The organism is Arthrobacter sp. 01L42, from assembly GCF_056400005.1.
In genome coordinates, this window is record NZ_JBFTSL010000021.1 from 23,527 (window position 1) to 39,721 (window position 16,195).

Below are 16,195 nucleotides of genomic sequence, written 5' to 3' on the forward strand. Positions count from 1 at the left end.
GGGACACCCTACAGGCATACGTTCAGACACCCCTTCAGGCACCTGTTCCGGCACCTGTTCAGGCGCCAAGGAATCTGCGGTATTTCGCGGCCTGCAGCCCAAAAGACTTTTGGGCTGCAGGCCGCAGCCCGTTAACGGCGTCGAAGGGTTCAGGCACGACGCCGGCTCCCCTGCGGCCCGGCGGCCCGGCCCAGGTGCCGATCACGCCGCCGCCGGCCACAATGGTCTTCTTGAACACGCCGTTGCCGCCGGGGACGATCTTGTCGGCGTGCTCCGGCGGCAGCACGAGGGACCGGTCCGCGTAGCCGAGCAGGAATTCGTCGAACCCCGGCAGCGCCAGCACCGTGCGCTGACCGGGGACGCCGTCGTCGAGCAGCGCGGCTGTCTCTGCAGAGAGCCAGTAGCTGGTCCCCTCAAACTCCAGTTCCGCCAGCTGGTCCGACACCCGGGCCAGGGCGGCCCGGGTTTCCGTCAGCGGAATGCCGGCCCACCAGGCAAAATCACGTTCCGTGGCGGGGCCGTGACTGCGAAGGTAGCGCAGCAGCCACTCGGCGATGCCGTCGGAACGGTCCAGGGTCCGCGACTCGGTGATCCAGTCGCCGAAGGCCACGACCAGCTGCTGGTTGCCGGCCAGCGGACCCTGCACCAGCAACCCCCGCTGGCACAGGATCCCGAGCAGATGGATGCCGCGCTGGCCCGCCGTGGACTGGCCCGCCCGTTCGAAGGCCTGGAACAGCTCCGCCCGGCTGGCAGCTCCTCCGGAGACCAGCTGCAGGGCAGTTGCCGCGGCGGCGTCGACGTCCGCGGCCGTGATCTCGAGCTCCCGGTGGCGCCGGGCCAGGCCCTGGATCAGCCGGTCGGAGGTGATGGCCAGCATCCATTTCAAGTCCTCGGGCGCCAGCACGTGCAAGGTGCCGCGCATTGGCCAGGAACGGACGATCTCCGCCCGGTCCAGCGCCCCGCGTACGTCTTCGGCGCGGGAACCCGGCACGCGCTGGCCGACGGCCCAGAGCACGGCCTGCAGGTCCTGGGCCTGCATCGCCGTCATGCAGCGGACGGCTTCCGGGATGGACTGAAACCCCGGTCCCAGCAGTCCCTGGGCGGCCAGCCGCAGCCTGCCCATCATGGCACTCGTGACCCGGATCCGCCCAGTTGCTCCCATGGAGTTCATCCTAGGACCGGGGACGGACCAAGTCGGCGGGAACCCTAGACGGAAAAAGTGCTGTTGACCTAGTGTTACAGAAGTTACACCTGTCTACGCGAAGGAATAGAGCGCATGCCGTCAATCAGTGGGGCAACAGGGATTCTTGAGCAACTCATTATGCCCGGAAGCACTAACTCGCTCCTCGACCGTTGGACCGACGTGGCCCGTGCCCTGCCCGACCGGCCGGCACTCCAGTCTCCCGGCGTCAGCTACACGTACCGGGAAGCCGACGTGCTCAGCGACATCATCGCCGCCAGGCTGTTGGAGGAGCTCCCAGTCGGCGAAGCACCGATCGGGGCGTTTCTGGGTCACACCGCGCCCGCGTTGCTCGGCTTTCTCGGCATCATGAAAGCCGGATGCATCGCCGTCGCGCTCGATTCCCATCTTCCCGCCGAGCGGCTCCATGACATCAGCACCCTCGCGGGAATCACAACATACCTTGTCGACGAGACCGGCGAGGCCGCCGCCGCCAAGCTGGGAGTAAGCCTTACGAACTCCATCCGGCTTGACGAGTTGATTGCCCAATCTGTGCTCCCGGGAGGCGCCGCCGAGGTGGACGGTCCGCCGCTGGCGGAGGGTCTGGCCCGCCGCGGTGGTGACGCGGTCTCAATCGTGTTCACATCGGGGTCGAGCGGCAGACCGAAAGGTGTGTTGCAGACCCACGACCAGCTGCTGAATGATGCCTTCGCCCACGGCCAGCGTTTTCGGATCGGCCCGGAGGACCGCGTTGCGCTGGTTCTGCCCTACGGTTTTGCAGCTGGGCTCTCGCTCCTCTTCGGCGCCCTCCTGAACGGGGCCGGGGTGTGGAGCTTCGACCCGAGGGACGGCGGGGTGCGGGGCCTCGTTTCTTGGATCGATGAACAGCGCCTGTCAACGCTGCACTGCACCCCTCATCTGCTCCGCTCGCTCGCGAGCGCTCTAGCGCCAGACAAAGTGCTGACTTCGTTGCGCCTGGTGGCAACGGTTGGCGAGGCCGTGCATGGACGCGATGTCGAGGCGATCCGCCCGCACCTACCCGCGAGCGCCTCATTCTTCAACTGGTCCGGTTCCTCGGAGGTCGGCGTCCTGGCCCTGCACGAGATCCCTGGGGGCGCTCCTGTGCCCGAAGGAACGATCCCTGCGGGACGACCTGTCGCCAACCGGGACGTGCCCATACACCGGGAAGACGGCAGTCCGGCGCCCCAAGGCGAGTCCGGCGAGATCCTTACGATTTCGAATTACCTCTCCGGCGGCTACTGGCGCGACGAGGCCGCGAACGAAGCACGATTCAGCGTAGCTGAGGATGGTCGCCGAGTATGCCGCCAGGGTGACTTGGGACGGTTTGACGAACGTGGCAACCTGATCCTGCTGGGTCGCGCGGATGCCGCGGTCAAGGTGCGCGGTTATCTGGTTGAGCCCGGCGAGGTCGAGGCAGCCTTCCTCGCAACAAACGGGATCGCCGAGGTGGTGGTCCTGCCTGTGGTCAACCCTCCCGCACCCACGCGCTTGATCGCCTACGTGGTTTCGCAGCCTGGCCTCCGCCCGCCTTCGCCTGCGGCGCTGCGTCGCAGCCTGCGAGCACGGCTCCCCGAATACATGGTCCCTGCTGACATCGTGCAGCTGTCCGCACTTCCCCGCAACGAGCGCGGCAAGGTCGACCGCGCCCAGTTGCCCGACGTTGCCGCCCCCGCCCTTCCGGCAGTGTCTGAACCCATGAACCAGTGGGAGCTGGTGGTCGCGGACATTTGGTCGGAGGTTCTCGGGCTGGAGGTTATCGGCCTGGACCAAGACTTCATGTCCCTCGGCGGCGACTCGCTCTCTGCCGAGGAGCTGTTCACTATCGTGGAGGAACGCTTTGGCGTCAGCATGGTCTCGTCAGACCTGATCGCGTCCCCTACCCTTCGCGAGTTCACCCGGCGCGTGAAGCTTGGTTCCGCGGCCCTGCCAAGCCATCCGGACGTGGTAACCCTGCAGTCCGGCGGCGCCCGGACGCCCTTGTTCTGCTTCGCCGGTTCCGGTGCATTGGCACTGACTTTCCTCCCCCTCTCCCGCCATTTTCCCGACCGCCCTGTGTATGCTTTCCAGGCCCATGGTCTGGAAAGGCGCGCATTGCCTGACCGTACGGTGGAAGGGGCTGCGCGGCGGTTTCTTGAGATTATCCGCATTGTGCAACCACACGGCCCGTATCTCCTTTTGGGGCACTCCTTCGGCGGTCTCGTCGCGCTCGAGATCGCACGGCTCCTGGCCGAAGCCGGCCAACCAGTCGAAGTCGTGGGCCTGCTCGACACGTATCTGCCGCGCAGTCCGGCAGCGCAAGCCCAATTCACCTTCGAGCCGATGGCTGAACGGCCCGCCGCTTCCACTCCGATCCGGAGGGTTCGCCAGGCACTCCACGAGCAGGGTCGCCGGATCCTGCCGGACGGGCTGCCTGCCGTGCAGGCGTGGAGCCGACAGGCACGGGCGCGCCTTGCGGGTGTGATTCCATTCGCCGGGCAGCGTCAATTCGATGCGTTCTTCGACCATGAGCGACTCACATTGAGGCGCCATCAAGTCATGCCGTACGACGGCCGGGTATTCCTTGTGCGCGCTGACGAAAACCCGGACGGGCCGGAGGATTGGAACCGTTTACTCACGGGCCCCCATGAGTTCTTTAAGATCCCGAGTGAACACAGCTCGCTGTTGCGTGAACCCCACGCAACAGCTCTGGCCCGGCTCGTGCAGTCGGAGCTCGACCGGGTGGCGCAATGACCCGGCCCATCCAGCTCTCCCGCGCCCACCGCCGCTCGCCGCGAAGCCGGCCACCCATTAGGGAGGACGGCGCCACGGATGATTTCCCAGGGCTGGGGCGGGTCGAACAACTCGTCCTCCGAGGTGACGGTTTGACAACCACGTCCCTCGAAATCCTGACGGGCGACACGATCACGGTCGAGGTTGCCGGGCACTGGAGCCTGGCCGTACCCGGTTCCGACGACCTCTTCCGCGCAAGCTCCTTGCATTACGACGTAGACCGAAGCAGCACCGGGGATTACATCGCGACCGCCCACCGCCATTTGGCAATGATGGTCGGTGAGACGCTCCTCGTGCGCGAAGTGCTGCTCGTGGGAACGGATGGAAGGGTCCATGGATCCGCTGAAGTACTCGCCAGGCTTGGCGGGATACCGCAGCCGGTCGCCGAGGCGCTGGCGTCGACCGACCAGCCGATCGGACGGTTGCTCCGCGACCACGGTGTGCAGGTCACCAGGGAACTCTGCACCTGGGGCCTGATCCCGGCCGGCTCCCGCGCCGCCCGGCTGGGGCCCCAACTAACTCCCGCGTCCCGGGTCCCAGGCCGCACCTACGTCATGCGGCTAACGGCCACAAAAACCCCGCTTGCCGTTCTGACGGAACGGTTTGCGCCGCACGTGTTTGAAGGGGCAGCCGGCGGTTAACAGCCAAGCCGAAGCTAGCTTCGCCAACAGTGTGGGCCCGCGGAGGTCGCCCAGCCGGGCGCTGGGGGTGGACGTGGCTCCGGTTGGTGCTCCGCCTACGTGGCTGCCCGGGAGGTTGCCGGGCTGTTCCCAGCCGCCATCCAGCAGGCTTCCCTACCCTTGAATCATGACTATGAGTGAGGTGTGGCCGCTGCTGCGGCCCCTGTGCCGGAAGCTGGCCCTGCTGGGCTGGGCGTCCAGCGCCGCCGGCATGGCTGCCGGGCTCGCCGTCGCCATCGCCAGCGGTACCCGGCTCTCGCCCATGATGAGCACCCTGCAGCTGGTGGCCGCCTCGTCCATGGCGGTGTCCGTGGCCAGCTTCGTCACGGCCGCGGCGTTGCAGCCGCGGGCACGGTCACGGTCTCAGTCACAGTCTCAGGCACGGGTGCAGGCGGCTGTGAAGCACGGAAGCATCGCCCCGCAGGGCCGGGAGCTCCAGCTCGACTATGGCGGCGAATTTCCGGCCACCGTGCAAGCCTTCCTGCTCGGCTCCCTGGCGTTCCTCGCCGGCGCCGTGGCGTTTGCGTGCGCCGGACTGGTGCTGCAAAGCGGGCCCAGCGTCCAGTCCGTGGCGTTCTGCCAGGTCTTCCTGCTCGGGGCCGCGGCCTCCGGTTTCACCTTCATGCTTTTCAGCAAGGTGGCACCCCGCCACACGGAACCGTAGCGGGGGCGCCCGGGCCGGCGCTGCCCCCGGCCGTGCCCGGGCGGCGGCCCTTCCCCTGGGCCGGACTTTCCCTAAAGATCGACGCCGATCAGCAGCGGCTCCGGGTGCAGTTCAATGCCGAAACGTTCGTAGACGCCGTGGCGGACCTCGCGCGCGACGGCCAGCATGTCCGCCGCGCTCGCCCCTCCCCGGTTGGTGATGGCAAGGGTGTGCTTGGTGGACAGCGAGGCCCGGCCGCCCGAGACGCTGTCCGGGTCCAGACCGAAGCCCTTGGCGAACCCGGCCTGGTCGATCAGCCACGCCGCCGAGAGCTTGGTCAGCCCGTCCGCACCGGCGGGGTACCGCGGGGCCTCCTGCGGCAGCCGTGCCGCGACGTCCTCGGCCACGATCGGGTTCGTGAAAAAGGATCCCGTGGAGTAGGTGTCACGGTCGTCCGCGTCCCAGACCATGCCCCTGGACGCCCGGAGCCGCAGCACCTCGCGCCGGACGTCGGTGGAGTAGGCGCGCTGGCCCTGCTCGACGCCGAGCACCCGGGCGAGTTCGGCGTAGCGGACCGGGGCGCTCTTCCGGCCGAGCGGGAGCTGGAACTCCACGGTGAGCACCACATAGCGCGGTGAGCCGTTGACGGTGGTCTGCTTAAGGATGGAGTCCCGGTAGCCGAACTTGAGTTCGGAATTCGTGAAGGTCTTCACCGCCTTGCGTTCCCGGTCCCAGGTGCGCACGACGGCGATCGTCTGGGAGACGTCGGCCCCGTAGGCGCCGACGTTCTGCACGGGGGTGGCGCCCGTGGCACCGGGGATCCCGGAGAGTGCTTCGACGCCGGACCAGGCATGCTTCACGGCGTGTTCAACGAAAGCGTCCCAGTTGTGGCCGGCCTGGACCACCACCGCCACGCCGCCGCAGGAGTCCTCGGCGTCGACGGTGAACCCCTCCGAGGCGATCTTCAGCACAGTGCCGGGGAACCCGGCGTCGGACACCAACAGGTTGGAGCCGCCGCCGATGATCAGCAGGGACTGGCCGGCGGCGTCCGCGGTGCGCACGGCGTCGATGATCTCGGCCTCGGTGCGGGCCTCGACATAGCGGCCGGCGGGGCCGCCGACGGCGGAGGTGGTCAGGGCGGAGAGCTGGATCTGGGTCACCTGACCAGCCTAGCCGGGATCATCCGCCCGGCTAAGCCGGTACTGGCCGCCCCTGGCTAGCTGGACTGTCCCGGCACGGGCACGGGCGCGGGGAGTTTGCGGGCCACCGGGGAGAGCAGGAAACTGACGATCAGCATCACCATGACGCCCAGCAGCGAGTGGAGAATGCCGACGTGCTCGGCCAGCAGACCCAGCAGCGGCGGCCCGCACAGGAACGCTCCGTAGCCGATCGTGGACACCACGGACACCCGCGCGGCGGCCTTGACGGGATCGTCGGCCGCGGCGGACATGCCGACCGGGAAGCCCAGGGACGCGCCGAGTCCCCAGATGGCCAGGGCCACGTAGGCCAGCCACGGTACCGGTGCGAAGACGAACAGGCCGAGGCCCAGAACCGCCAGCGCGGCGCACCAGCGCATCACCGGGACCCGGCCGAAGCGGTCCAGGACCAGGGTGCCGGCGAAGCGGCCGATGGTCATGAAGGTGACAAACAGCCCGTACCCGGCGGCTCCGGCGGCGTCGGTCTGGCCGTGGCCGTCGGCCAGCGCCAGCGCCACCCAGTCCCCCGCCGCTCCTTCGGCCAGGGCCAGCCCGAGGACCAGCACGCCCAGCAGCAGGGTGCGCCTGTCACGCCAGGCCTGGGCAATGAGGCGTTTGTTGTCCAGCGGCGGCTCCGGGACCGCGTCCGTCTGCCGGACGATCGGGATGGGACCGGTGGAAGGATCCTCGAAGGTGTCTGTCCCGGACGCCTTGAACGGCCGCTCCGCCTCGAGGGGCGTGATGTCCGCCCGGAACCAGGCCGCCGCGGTGGTCACCGAGCCGGCCACCAGCAGGCCCACCACGGCCAGGTGCAGGAAGACCGGGATCCCGGCGGCGGCAGCCCAGGCGCCCAGCCCGGCGCCCGCAACAGTGCCCAGGCTGAAGGAGCCGTGCAGCCGGGGCATGATGTGCCGCCGGACGGCGCGTTCCACCGCCGCCCCTTCGACATTGGACGCGGTGTTCCAGCTGGCGGTGCCCAGCCCGATGATTGCCAGACCCGCGGCAACCGCCACCGGGCTGGCGAGCATTGAGGTGCCGAAGCCTGCCAGCGCCAGCCCGAATCCGACCATGATGCTGCCGATCCGGATGGTGCGCTTGGAGCCAAGGCGAAGAACAATCAGGCCCGAGGCGGACACGGACACGAAGGATCCCGCCGTCATGCAGAGCAGGAGCAGCCCGATCGTGCCCGGGGTCAGGTCCAGACCGTCGCGGATGGCCGGCAGCCGGGACACCCAGGTGGAAAAAGCGACTCCGCTCGCGGCGTAGGCCACCACCACGGCGTTTCGCCAGTGCGTGATCTCGGCGGGCGGGACGAAGACTTCCTTGCTCACAGCAGCCAGATTCACAGCAACGCCACGGGCTAGGCCACCCTGACGACGGCCTGGGCCTTGACGAGGACCTTCTGGGCGGCCGAGACGACCGTGAGGTCGACGCGGGCGGTGCCGGCGTCGGCGTCGAGGGCCCCGATGGCCCCGCTGACCTCGATCACGGCACCGGCCTCCGGTGTCCCCGTCGTGTCGGCGACGGGAACCGGCTTGGTGAAGCGGGTCTGGAAGTCGACGACGGCGGCGGGATCGCCGGCCCAGTCGGTCACGAGCTGGACGGCCGCGCCCATGGTGAACATTCCGTGGGCGATCACGCCCGGCAGGCCGACGCCGGTGGCGAAGGCCTCGTTCCAGTGGATCGGGTTGAAGTCACCGGATGCGCCGGCGTACTTGACGAGGTCGGTGCGGGTGACGGTAATGCTGCGGCTGCCAATGTCCTGGCCGACCGTGAGTGCTGCGATGTCGATGCTCATGGCTACTGTCCCTCTCCGCGGACCAGGATGGACGAGGTGGTGGTGGCGACCGGCTTGCGGACGCCGGCGGCGCCGGTGGCATCGCCGGGGGCAAGGGCGAAGATTTCCGAGCGGGTGGTGATCATGGCTCCGCCGCCCATGGCGCGGACGCCGTCGACGTGCAGTTCGGCGACCAACCGGTCGCCCGCGACGATCGGGCGGTGGTGCGTGAACCGCTGGTCGGCGTGGACCACGCGGGAGAAGTCGATCCCGGATTCCGGATCCTCGATCAGCTGCGCGTCGGCGCGCTGCGCGACGATAATGGCGAAGGTCGGCGGCGCCACGAGGTCGCTGTGACCCAGCGCCTCGGCGGCGGCAACATCGAAGTGGGCAGGGTGGGTGGCCTTGACCGCGCGCGCGAACTCGCGGATCTTCTCGCGGCCGACGTCATACACCTCTGCGGCAGGGTAGCTGCGCCCCTGCAGGTCCGGATTGATAGTCATGGTTCCAGCCTATCGCCACGCCCGGAGCCGCCCGGCTTCGTGACAGGGTGCGCGCCGGGGACCGGACGGGCACTGACGGGCGCTCCGGCGGGTCTTGACCGGCGCGATATGATGAAAACATCAATCCATCAATCCGAATCGCCGAGGGCGCCGCCGGACCCCGGCCGCGAACGGATGCGAGAAAGTGTTTCCCCGCCATGATCTCCGCCGCGCAGACCCCCCTGTATGAAATCAAGGCCAACCTGTTCAAAGCCCTGGCGCACCCGGCCCGAATCCGGATCCTCGAGCTTCTGGCGGCCGCGCCCGACAATACGGCGCCGGTCAGTTACCTGCTCGCCGAGACGGGGCTGGAGCCCTCGCACCTGTCCCAGCATCTGGGCACGCTGCGCCGGCACGGTGTGGTGACGTCGGTCCGGACGGCGAATGTCGTGACCTACCGGCTGGCTCATCCCAAGATCAAGGAGCTGCTCGCGATCGCCCGGGTCTTCCTGCTGGACACCCTGGCCGGTTCCAGCGAACAGCTCCGGATAGCGCAGGAGCTGCCGGCAGGCCACCTCGACCGCGCGGGCGACGCCGACAGTACCGGCCACCTCGACGCCGCGGCAACGTGAGCGCGGCCCAGGCAGCAGACCCGGCGACGACATCTGCCACGGCCCGGGGACGCTTCGCCCGGTTTGTGCCGTCCCGCCGCGACTACGAGCTCTTGAGGTCCGCCTGGAAGACGGATCTGTTCGCCGGCATCACGGTGGGCATTGTGGCGCTCCCCCTGGCCCTGGCCTTCGGGGTCAGTTCCGGGGTCGGGGCGGAGGCCGGACTCATCACCGCGGTGGTGGCAGGACTTGTCGCCGCCGTCATGGGCGGATCCAACGTCCAGGTCTCCGGCCCGACCGGCGCCATGGTGGTGGTCCTGGCCCCGGTGGTCGCCGTCCACGGCGTCGGCAGCATTGCCCTGGTCTCTGTACTGGCCGGGCTGCTGGTCGTGGTCCTGGGCGCCAGCGGGCTGGGCCGGGCCGTCGCGTTCATCCCGTGGCCGGTCGTGGAGGGTTTCACGCTCGGCATCGCCGCCATCATTTTCCTCCAGCAGGTTCCCTTGGCCACGGGCACCGAGGGAACGCCGGGCCACAACACCCTCCTGGCCGCCGTCGAGAGCGCGTCGCAGGCCACCATGCCGACCGTGCTGGAGACGCTCGCGGTGGTGGCCTGCGTCGCGGCCGTGATGTACCTGCTGCCCAGGCTGAACAAGGCCCTGCCCGCGAGCCTGATCGCGGTGCTGCTCACCACCGCGGCGGCGGAGATGCTGGCGCTGGACATACCGCGGATCGGCGCGCTTCCGCACTCCCTGCCGGCGCCCTCGATGCCCTCTGTCGATCCGGCCGCGCTGGGAGGCCTGCTGATGCCGGCCGTGTCCATCGCGACGCTCGCCGCCATCGAATCCCTGCTCTCGGCCCGGGTGGCCGCCGGCATGGTCGGCCCCGACGGCCGTCCGTCCGGCGCGTACAGCCCGGACCGGGAGCTCACCGGCCAGGGGCTGGCCTCGATCGCTGCCGGGTTCTTCGGCGGCATGCCAGCCACGGGCGCGATCGCCCGGACCGCCGTGAACGTCCGTTCCGGGGCCAAGACCCGGCTCTCCGCGGTGGTGCACGCCCTGGTGCTGCTGGCCATCATCTACCTGGCGGCGGGGCTTGTCGGCAGGATCCCGCTGGCGGCGCTGGCCGGCATCCTCATGGTCACGGCCGTCCGCATGGTCTCGCGGCACACCGTGACGGCGATCCTGCGCTCCACCCGGGCCGACGCCGCGGTCTTCGTGGTCACCGCCCTCATTACCGTCGCCTTCGACCTCATTGTGGCCATCCAGATCGGACTCGCCGCGGCCGCCGTGTTCACGCTGCGGACATTCGCTTCCCTGAGCGGGGTCCGGCGCGAGGACATCCCGGGGCCGCCTGTTCCGGGCGACGAGCACATCGCCATCTTCCGGCTGGACGGGGCCATGTTCTTCGGTGCAGCGGAGCGGGTCCTGCAGGAGATCAGCCAGGTCAGGGACATCCAGGTGGCCGTCATCCGGCTCTCCCAGCTGCGGATGCTGGACGCCACGGGCGCCCACATGCTCGTTGAGGTGGTCTCCGCGCTGGAGCTGCGCGGGGTCACGGTCCTGCTGAAGGGGGTCCAGCCGCAGCATCTGGAGCTCGTGACCAATGTGGGGGTCATCCGCTCACTGCGGCATCACAAGCACCTGTTCACATCCCTCCCGGACGCGGTGGAGCATGCCCGGAGCCATGTGGTGCGGAACGCGGCCGCTAGCGCTTGAGGTTTTTCCGGATCGCCTGGCCGCGGACCACAAGCCCGGCAATGTGCAGGACCAGGCCGAGTCCGATCACTGCCAGTGGGGCGAGGGCAAGGGGCTGGTTGCCGGTGCTGTTGCCTACCACGCTGAGGATGATGCCGAGGGCGATCAGGCCCATGGCGCTGAAGACGATCACCTTGTAGGTGGTTGACGCGGTGGCCCAGAATTCATTCAGCACCGTGCCAGTCTACCGGGACGGCCGGACGACACCGCGAGCCGCAAAATTCCTGGCGACACTCAAATTGCCTGCCGACGCGGGAAACGGGCGCGCCCGGTAATTTGCGCGTCGCGAGGCAATTCCAGCGTCAGAACAAGGCTTCCTGCACGGCCGGGACATCCGAGCCGTGGTCACCGAGTTCGATCACCCGGGCCTTGAGCTGGCCCAGGTTCACCACGAATTCCAGTCCGCTGCCATCCAGCGCCGCGAGGGCAATGCTGCCGCTCAGCGCGTCGATCCGGAACCCGTGCGCTCCGGCCGCCAGGTCGTGCGGATAAGCATGCCGGGCGGCCGGGGCGCAGGCCTTCGCGGAGAGTTCCGGCCGGGCCCACCGCTCATCCACCACCGCGAAGCCCTCCCCGCCGGCACCGGCAATCAGGGTCCGGGCCTCCCCTGCCAGCCGTCCGTTCAGGGCGTCGAGGTCGACGGCGGCTGCCGGGGCGAGCAGCGCAGCGGCCTTGGCGGCAGCGCGGACCTGCTGCGGCAGCCCGGCCTCGCGCGTGATCATGTCTTCAAGGAGGCGGACCACGCGGCCGTCCTCGGCACGGGCGACGTACCGGGCGACGACGGCGCCCTGCTCGGCGAGCCGGTTCCATTTGCGCCGGTGGGACGCGGTGCCGACCTTGCTGGCCCCGTTGGCGAAGGTGGCGACGTAGAGCCAGTGCGGCTGCATCAGGTACGCGCGCAGGCCCGGCGGGACCCGGCCGCCGCGGTGGAAGTCATGGATCAGCCGGAATTCATCCAGGACGAAGCACCGCCCGCACTGGCTGCCCCTGGCGGCGGGAGCCCGGTCCGGGCACAGGACGTGGTCCCGGTCCGCGGGTCCGTGCACCAAGTGATGCCCAAGGCACTGTTTCCCCGGGGCGGCGAGCCGGAAACCGAGGCGGGTGCCGGCGTCGATCGTCACTGCGGTGAGGGCGCCGCCAGGGTCCTGCAGGCGCATCGCCGGCGGCCTGCCGCCGGACGCTGCGGCGGGCCCGGGCCCCGGAGCGTCCCAAAAGACCCCGTGCACCAGATAGCGGGCATCGGTCACGGGGTCTCCTCGAGTGGTGTGGCGGCTACAGGGCCGGCTGCACGCCAAAGGCTACCGCGAGCTTCATGATCTTCTCGGCCCGGCCCAGGCGCGGCAGGTCGGAGCCGTCCCGGATGACGCGGCCGTTGGCTTCGAAGTCGGCCATGAAGTCGGTGGCCCAGGCGACGTCGGACGGGGTGGGGCTGATGACCTCGTTGATGACCGGCGTCTGGTCGATTGCGAGGCAGAGCTTCCCGGTCATCCCCATCATCACCGTGATGCCGGTCTGTTCGCGCAGGATCGGGTGGTTGGTGCCGACGGTGGGGCCGTCGATGGGGCCGGGGAGGTTGCCCACGCGGCTGGCCACAACGAGCTTGGCACGGGGGTAGGCCATGGCTTCCGCGGTGGCCGCCATGCCGGTGTCGCGGCGGAAGTCGCCCGAGCCGAAGGCCAGGCGGAAGGCGCCCTGGGCCTTGGCGATGTTGTTGGCTTCCTCGATGCCGACGGCGGACTCGACCAGGGGGATCACCGGGGTCTTGCCGTCCATCCGGTGGAAGCTCTCCGTGACCTGGTCGGCCGATTCGGTTTTGGCCAGCATGATGCCCAGCAGGCCGGGGGTGCCGCGCAGGCCGGCGAGGTCGTCAGCCCAGAACGGGCTGGTGGCGTCGTTGATCCGGACCCACGCGCTGCCGCCGGCTGTCAGCCAGTTCACGACGTTGGCGCGGGCGGCGTCCTTCTGCGAGGGGTCCACCGCGTCTTCGATGTCGAGGATGATCGCATCGGCCCGGGAGACGGCGGACTGGTCGAAGAGATCGGTCTTCATCGCGTTAACCAGCAGCCAGGAGCGGGCGATGTCGGCCGGGATGTTGCGTTGGGGCCGAAGTGATTCGGCGGTGGTGGTAGAGGTCATGCATCTACGCTAGTCGCCCGGGGGCACTTGCCGCTAAGCGATCCGGCCCTCAGGGGTGACCATTACGACCAAAATCACGTCCACACCCAGCTGGCCGGCAGCAGACGCCGTTTTCAGCGCTCAAAACGGCCTCGGCTGCCGGCCAGTTGGGTGGGACGGACAGGCTAGGGGATGTTGCTTCCCCGGGCCGCGACCCAGAGCCCGTACCACTCGGCGCGGGTCATCGCCGCGGCGGCCTCGGCGGCGCCGGCGCAGGCGAGGATCCGGTCCGGGTTCGCGGTGCCGATCACGGGCGCAATCCCGGCAGGGTGCCTCATGAGCCAGCCGAGCACGATCGCTTCCCCCGTGGTCCCCTTCTCGGCGGCCAGGGCGGCCACGAGGGAGGTGGCGGCCTCCTCGGCCGGCGTCCGCGCGGCCGCCGGCGCCCCGGTGTAGAGGCCGCGGGCCAGCGACCCGTATGCCTGCAGACGGATGCCGTTCCGGACGCAGTGCTCGACGGTCCCGTGCGGGAAGCTGTAGTCCGTGCCCTCGGCATGGTTGACGAGCACTGTGCTTTCCAGCCACGCCCGTTTCAGCAGGCTCATTTCGAGCTGGTTGCCCACCACGGGAACCTCGAGCCGGTCCTGCAGCATCTCGATCTGCGGGCCCGACATGTTGGACACGCCCACGGCCCGCACCTTGCCTTCGGCCATGAGCTGCCCGACGGCGGAGGCCACCTCCGCCGGATCCATCAGGGGATCCGGGCGGTGCAGCATGAGCACGTCGATGTAGTCCGTCCGGAGCCGGGCCAGGCTTTCGTTGACCCGCTCCAGGATGCCGTCCCGGCTGAGGTCGTAGTAGGCCTCCAGGCCCTGCTCGTTGAGCCGGATGCCGCACTTGGTCTGCAGCCGGATTTTCTCCCGCAGCCCGGCGGTGCGGGCCAGGACCTCGCCGAAGACGGCTTCGGCCTTGCCGTTGGTGTAGATGTCCGCGTGGTCGAACAGCGTGATGCCCGCGTTCAGGGCGGCTTCGACGGCCGCGGCCGCCTCGTCCACGTGCGCGGACGAGTACGGCTCGGCCGACCAGTCGCCGCCCAGGCCCATGCAGCCGTAGACGAGTTCCTGGGGAAGGTTCCCGGCGCCTGCGGGCGTGCCGGGCGAAGCCTGCGGTGCGGGGCTCACCGCAGCCAGACGGTGGTGTTGGCCGGCAGCTGCCCGCCATCCAGCGGGCCGCTGCTGACCAGCACCTCGCCGGCCGGCAGGTCAACCGGCGCGTCGCCGAAGTTGGTCACCGTCTGCCAGCCGCCGGGACGGCTGAAGCGCAGGACGTCGGCGCTGCCGGATTCCTGCCACTGCAGTTCCTCCGAGGTCTGCAGTTCGCGGCGCAGCTTCAGGGCCTTGCGGTAGAGCTCGAGGGTGGACCCTTCCACGCCGTCCTGGGCTGCCACCGCGTAGCGGCTGAACCAGGCTGGCTGCGGCAGGTGTGCCCCGCCGGCGCCAAAGCCGAACGAGGTGCCCTCCGGGGCCCAGGGCAGGGGCACGCGGCAGCCGTCGCGGCCGATCTCCACGCCCTTGTTCCGGAAGAAGGTGGGGTCTTGGCGCTCGGCGTCGGGGATCTCCGTGACTTCCTGCAGGCCCAGTTCCTCGCCCTGGTACAGGTAGGCCGATCCCGGCAGGGCCAGCATCAGCAAGGTCGCGGCGCGGGCCCGGCGCAGGCCGAGTTCGACGTCGAGCTCCTCGACGGGGGCGCCGGCCAGCAGCCAGCCCTTGCCGTCCTGGCCCTGGGCGTGCTTGCCGCCGCCCTGGGGCAGGCCGTAGCGGGTGGCGTGGCGGACGACGTCGTGGTTGGAGAAAACCCAGGTGGAGGAGGCACCGGACTCGGTGGCCTCGGCGAGGTTCCGGGCGATGATTTCGCGGAACTCGCCTGCGGCGAAGTCGGCCTGCAGGAGATCGAAGTTGAACGCCTGGCCCAGGCCCTCCGGGCTGGCGTAACGGGCGCGGCGGGTGGCGTGCACCCAGGCCTCGGCGACGGCGGTGCGCGGCGGGTTGTACTCGTTGAACACCTCGCGCCATTCGGCGTAGATCTCGTGGACTTCATCGCGGTCCCAGAACGGGTGCGAGCCGTCCGGGAAGCCGTCCGTTCCGGTGTTGGCGGCGCTGAGCTCCACCTTGGAGATCAGCGGCTCGGTGAGGTCCTTGGTCAGCGCGTGGGCGACGTCGACGCGGAAGCCGTCCACGCCGCGGTCGGACCAGAAGCGGAGCGTTTTGAGGAAGTCGTCGCGGATTTCCCGGTTGGCCCAGTTCAGGTCCGGCTGTTCCTTGGCGAAGATGTGCATGTACCACTGCCCGGGCGTGCCGTCGGGCTCGGTGATGCGCTCCCAGGCGGGGCCGCCGAAGACGGATTCCCAGTCCGACGGCGCGAGTTCGCCGTTTTCGCCGAGGCCGTCGCGGAAGATGTAGCGCTCGCGGGCGGCGGAGCCGCGCGGGGAGGCCAGGGCCTCCTGGAACCACTCGTGCCGGTTCGAGGAGTGGTTGGGGACGATGTCGGCGATGAGCTTGATGCCGGCGGCGTGCAGCGCGGCGGACATCTCGTCGAAGTCCGCCAGGGTGCCGAGCTTGGGGTCCACGTCGCGGTAGTCGTCGACGTCGTAGCCTCCGTCGGCGAGCGCCGAGGGGTAGAACGGGGAGAGCCAGACGGCGTCGATCCCGAGTTCCTTCAGGTACGGGACCTTGGCGGTGATGCCCTTGATGTCGCCCAGGCCGTCACCGTTGGAGTCCGAAAAGCTCCGCGGGTAGATCTGGTACACCGATGCCTGGCGCCACCAGTTGGGGTCGGCGGCGAGATCGGAACCGGACAGGGTTGCCAGCGTGGCGGTGTTGGTCAAAGGAGATTCCTTCGGGTCTGGGAGGGCTTCTGGTAATTTAGATACAAGCTAAATATATTGCCTGAACAATTATGGGTCCGGGG

At 69.2% G+C, this 16,195-nt stretch carries 15 protein-coding genes; 5 read left to right on the top strand and 10 right to left on the bottom strand.

What is annotated here, in order from left to right:
- Positions 1-58: 58 nt before the first annotated feature.
- Complete coding sequence (locus AC1DN2_RS17405; protein ID WP_476851324.1) at positions 59-1,162, bottom strand: winged helix DNA-binding domain-containing protein; 1,104 nt, start codon at positions 1,160-1,162, stop codon at positions 59-61.
- Positions 1,163-1,276: 114 nt separating this feature from the next.
- Here AC1DN2_RS17405 and AC1DN2_RS17410 point away from each other — a divergent pair, with 114 nt between their 5' ends.
- The 3 genes from AC1DN2_RS17410 (at position 1,277) to AC1DN2_RS17420 (ending at position 5,314) form a co-directional block, all read left to right on the top strand.
- Positions 1,277-3,931 carry an alpha/beta fold hydrolase gene (locus tag AC1DN2_RS17410; protein WP_476851325.1) on the top strand — a complete coding sequence of 885 codons (2,655 nt, stop codon included), beginning with the start codon at positions 1,277-1,279 and terminating at the stop codon, positions 3,929-3,931.
- A gap of 131 nt (positions 3,932-4,062) precedes the next feature.
- Complete coding sequence (locus AC1DN2_RS17415) at positions 4,063-4,611, top strand: hypothetical protein (protein WP_476851326.1); 549 nt, start codon at positions 4,063-4,065, stop codon at positions 4,609-4,611.
- A 166-nt stretch (positions 4,612-4,777) separates the two neighbouring features.
- Positions 4,778-5,314, top strand: coding sequence for a hypothetical protein (locus tag AC1DN2_RS17420; RefSeq protein ID WP_476851327.1), 537 nt, complete (start codon positions 4,778-4,780; stop codon positions 5,312-5,314).
- Between the two features lie 71 nt (positions 5,315-5,385).
- Here AC1DN2_RS17420 and AC1DN2_RS17425 read toward each other — a convergent pair whose 3' ends face one another.
- From AC1DN2_RS17425 to AC1DN2_RS17440, 4 genes are read right to left on the bottom strand one after another with little or no spacing between them, the layout of a single operon-like run.
- Positions 5,386-6,453: a UDP-N-acetylmuramate dehydrogenase gene (locus AC1DN2_RS17425; RefSeq protein ID WP_476851328.1), complete on the bottom strand. Its 1,068-nt coding sequence runs from the start codon at positions 6,451-6,453 to the stop codon at positions 5,386-5,388.
- A 56-nt stretch (positions 6,454-6,509) separates the two neighbouring features.
- A complete protein-coding gene (locus tag AC1DN2_RS17430; protein ID WP_476851329.1) occupies positions 6,510-7,820 on the bottom strand; it encodes an MFS transporter in 1,311 nt (436 codons plus the stop codon).
- Positions 7,821-7,849: 29 nt separating this feature from the next.
- Positions 7,850-8,287 (bottom strand): MaoC family dehydratase, encoded by a 438-nt coding sequence (locus tag AC1DN2_RS17435; RefSeq protein ID WP_223913782.1) that lies wholly within the window; start codon positions 8,285-8,287, stop codon positions 7,850-7,852.
- 2 nt (positions 8,288-8,289) lie between these two features.
- Positions 8,290-8,769 carry an FAS1-like dehydratase domain-containing protein gene (locus AC1DN2_RS17440; RefSeq protein ID WP_476851330.1) on the bottom strand — a complete coding sequence of 160 codons (480 nt, stop codon included), beginning with the start codon at positions 8,767-8,769 and terminating at the stop codon, positions 8,290-8,292.
- Positions 8,770-8,966: 197 nt separating this feature from the next.
- Between AC1DN2_RS17440 and AC1DN2_RS17445 the strand changes: the two genes are divergently transcribed.
- Together AC1DN2_RS17445 and AC1DN2_RS17450 are read left to right on the top strand one after the other, a co-directional pair.
- Complete coding sequence (locus AC1DN2_RS17445) at positions 8,967-9,380, top strand: ArsR/SmtB family transcription factor (RefSeq protein ID WP_476851331.1); 414 nt, start codon at positions 8,967-8,969, stop codon at positions 9,378-9,380.
- On the top strand, positions 9,377-11,074 hold the full coding sequence (locus AC1DN2_RS17450) for a SulP family inorganic anion transporter (protein WP_230008290.1): 1,698 nt from the start codon (positions 9,377-9,379) through the stop codon (positions 11,072-11,074). Before AC1DN2_RS17445 ends, AC1DN2_RS17450 begins: the two co-directional genes overlap by 4 nt.
- Here AC1DN2_RS17450 and AC1DN2_RS17455 read toward each other — a convergent pair.
- The 5 genes from AC1DN2_RS17455 to AC1DN2_RS17475 all read right to left on the bottom strand — a co-directional run bounded on the left by AC1DN2_RS17455 (position 11,064) and on the right by AC1DN2_RS17475 (position 16,112).
- Positions 11,064-11,288: a DUF3188 domain-containing protein gene (locus AC1DN2_RS17455; protein ID WP_476851332.1), complete on the bottom strand. Its 225-nt coding sequence runs from the start codon at positions 11,286-11,288 to the stop codon at positions 11,064-11,066. The two genes, AC1DN2_RS17450 and AC1DN2_RS17455, sit on opposite strands and share 11 nt — an antisense overlap.
- 127 nt (positions 11,289-11,415) lie before the next feature.
- The gene (locus tag AC1DN2_RS17460; RefSeq protein WP_476851333.1) at positions 11,416-12,360 is read right to left on the bottom strand and encodes a DUF2797 domain-containing protein; all 945 of its coding nucleotides are present in this window, start codon (positions 12,358-12,360) and stop codon (positions 11,416-11,418) included.
- 25 nt (positions 12,361-12,385) lie between these two features.
- Positions 12,386-13,249 carry an HpcH/HpaI aldolase/citrate lyase family protein gene (locus AC1DN2_RS17465; RefSeq protein WP_223913776.1) on the bottom strand — a complete coding sequence of 288 codons (864 nt, stop codon included), beginning with the start codon at positions 13,247-13,249 and terminating at the stop codon, positions 12,386-12,388.
- A gap of 164 nt (positions 13,250-13,413) precedes the next feature.
- Entirely contained in the window at positions 13,414-14,409 is a 996-nt protein-coding gene (locus tag AC1DN2_RS17470) for an aldo/keto reductase (RefSeq protein WP_476851334.1), read from the bottom strand.
- Entirely contained in the window at positions 14,406-16,112 is a 1,707-nt protein-coding gene (locus AC1DN2_RS17475; protein WP_476851335.1) for a glycoside hydrolase family 13 protein, read from the bottom strand. The genes AC1DN2_RS17470 and AC1DN2_RS17475 overlap by 4 nt, the downstream gene beginning before the upstream one ends.
- Positions 16,113-16,195 lie beyond the last annotated feature (83 nt).

Excerpts from the sequence above, each read along its gene's own strand:
- AC1DN2_RS17405 (WP_476851324.1), bottom strand. The coding sequence starts at position 1,162 with ATGGGAGCAACTGGGCGGATCCGGGTCACGAGTGCCATGATGGGCAGG.
- AC1DN2_RS17410 (WP_476851325.1), top strand. The coding sequence starts at position 1,277 with ATGCCGTCAATCAGTGGGGCAACAGGGATTCTTGAGCAACTCATTATG.
- AC1DN2_RS17420 (WP_476851327.1), top strand. The coding sequence starts at position 4,778 with ATGACTATGAGTGAGGTGTGGCCGCTGCTGCGGCCCCTGTGCCGGAAG.
- AC1DN2_RS17435 (WP_223913782.1), bottom strand. The coding sequence starts at position 8,287 with ATGAGCATCGACATCGCAGCACTCACGGTCGGCCAGGACATTGGCAGC.
- AC1DN2_RS17440 (WP_476851330.1), bottom strand. The coding sequence starts at position 8,769 with ATGACTATCAATCCGGACCTGCAGGGGCGCAGCTACCCTGCCGCAGAG.
- AC1DN2_RS17445 (WP_476851331.1), top strand. The coding sequence starts at position 8,967 with ATGATCTCCGCCGCGCAGACCCCCCTGTATGAAATCAAGGCCAACCTG.
- AC1DN2_RS17465 (WP_223913776.1), bottom strand. The coding sequence starts at position 13,249 with ATGACCTCTACCACCACCGCCGAATCACTTCGGCCCCAACGCAACATC.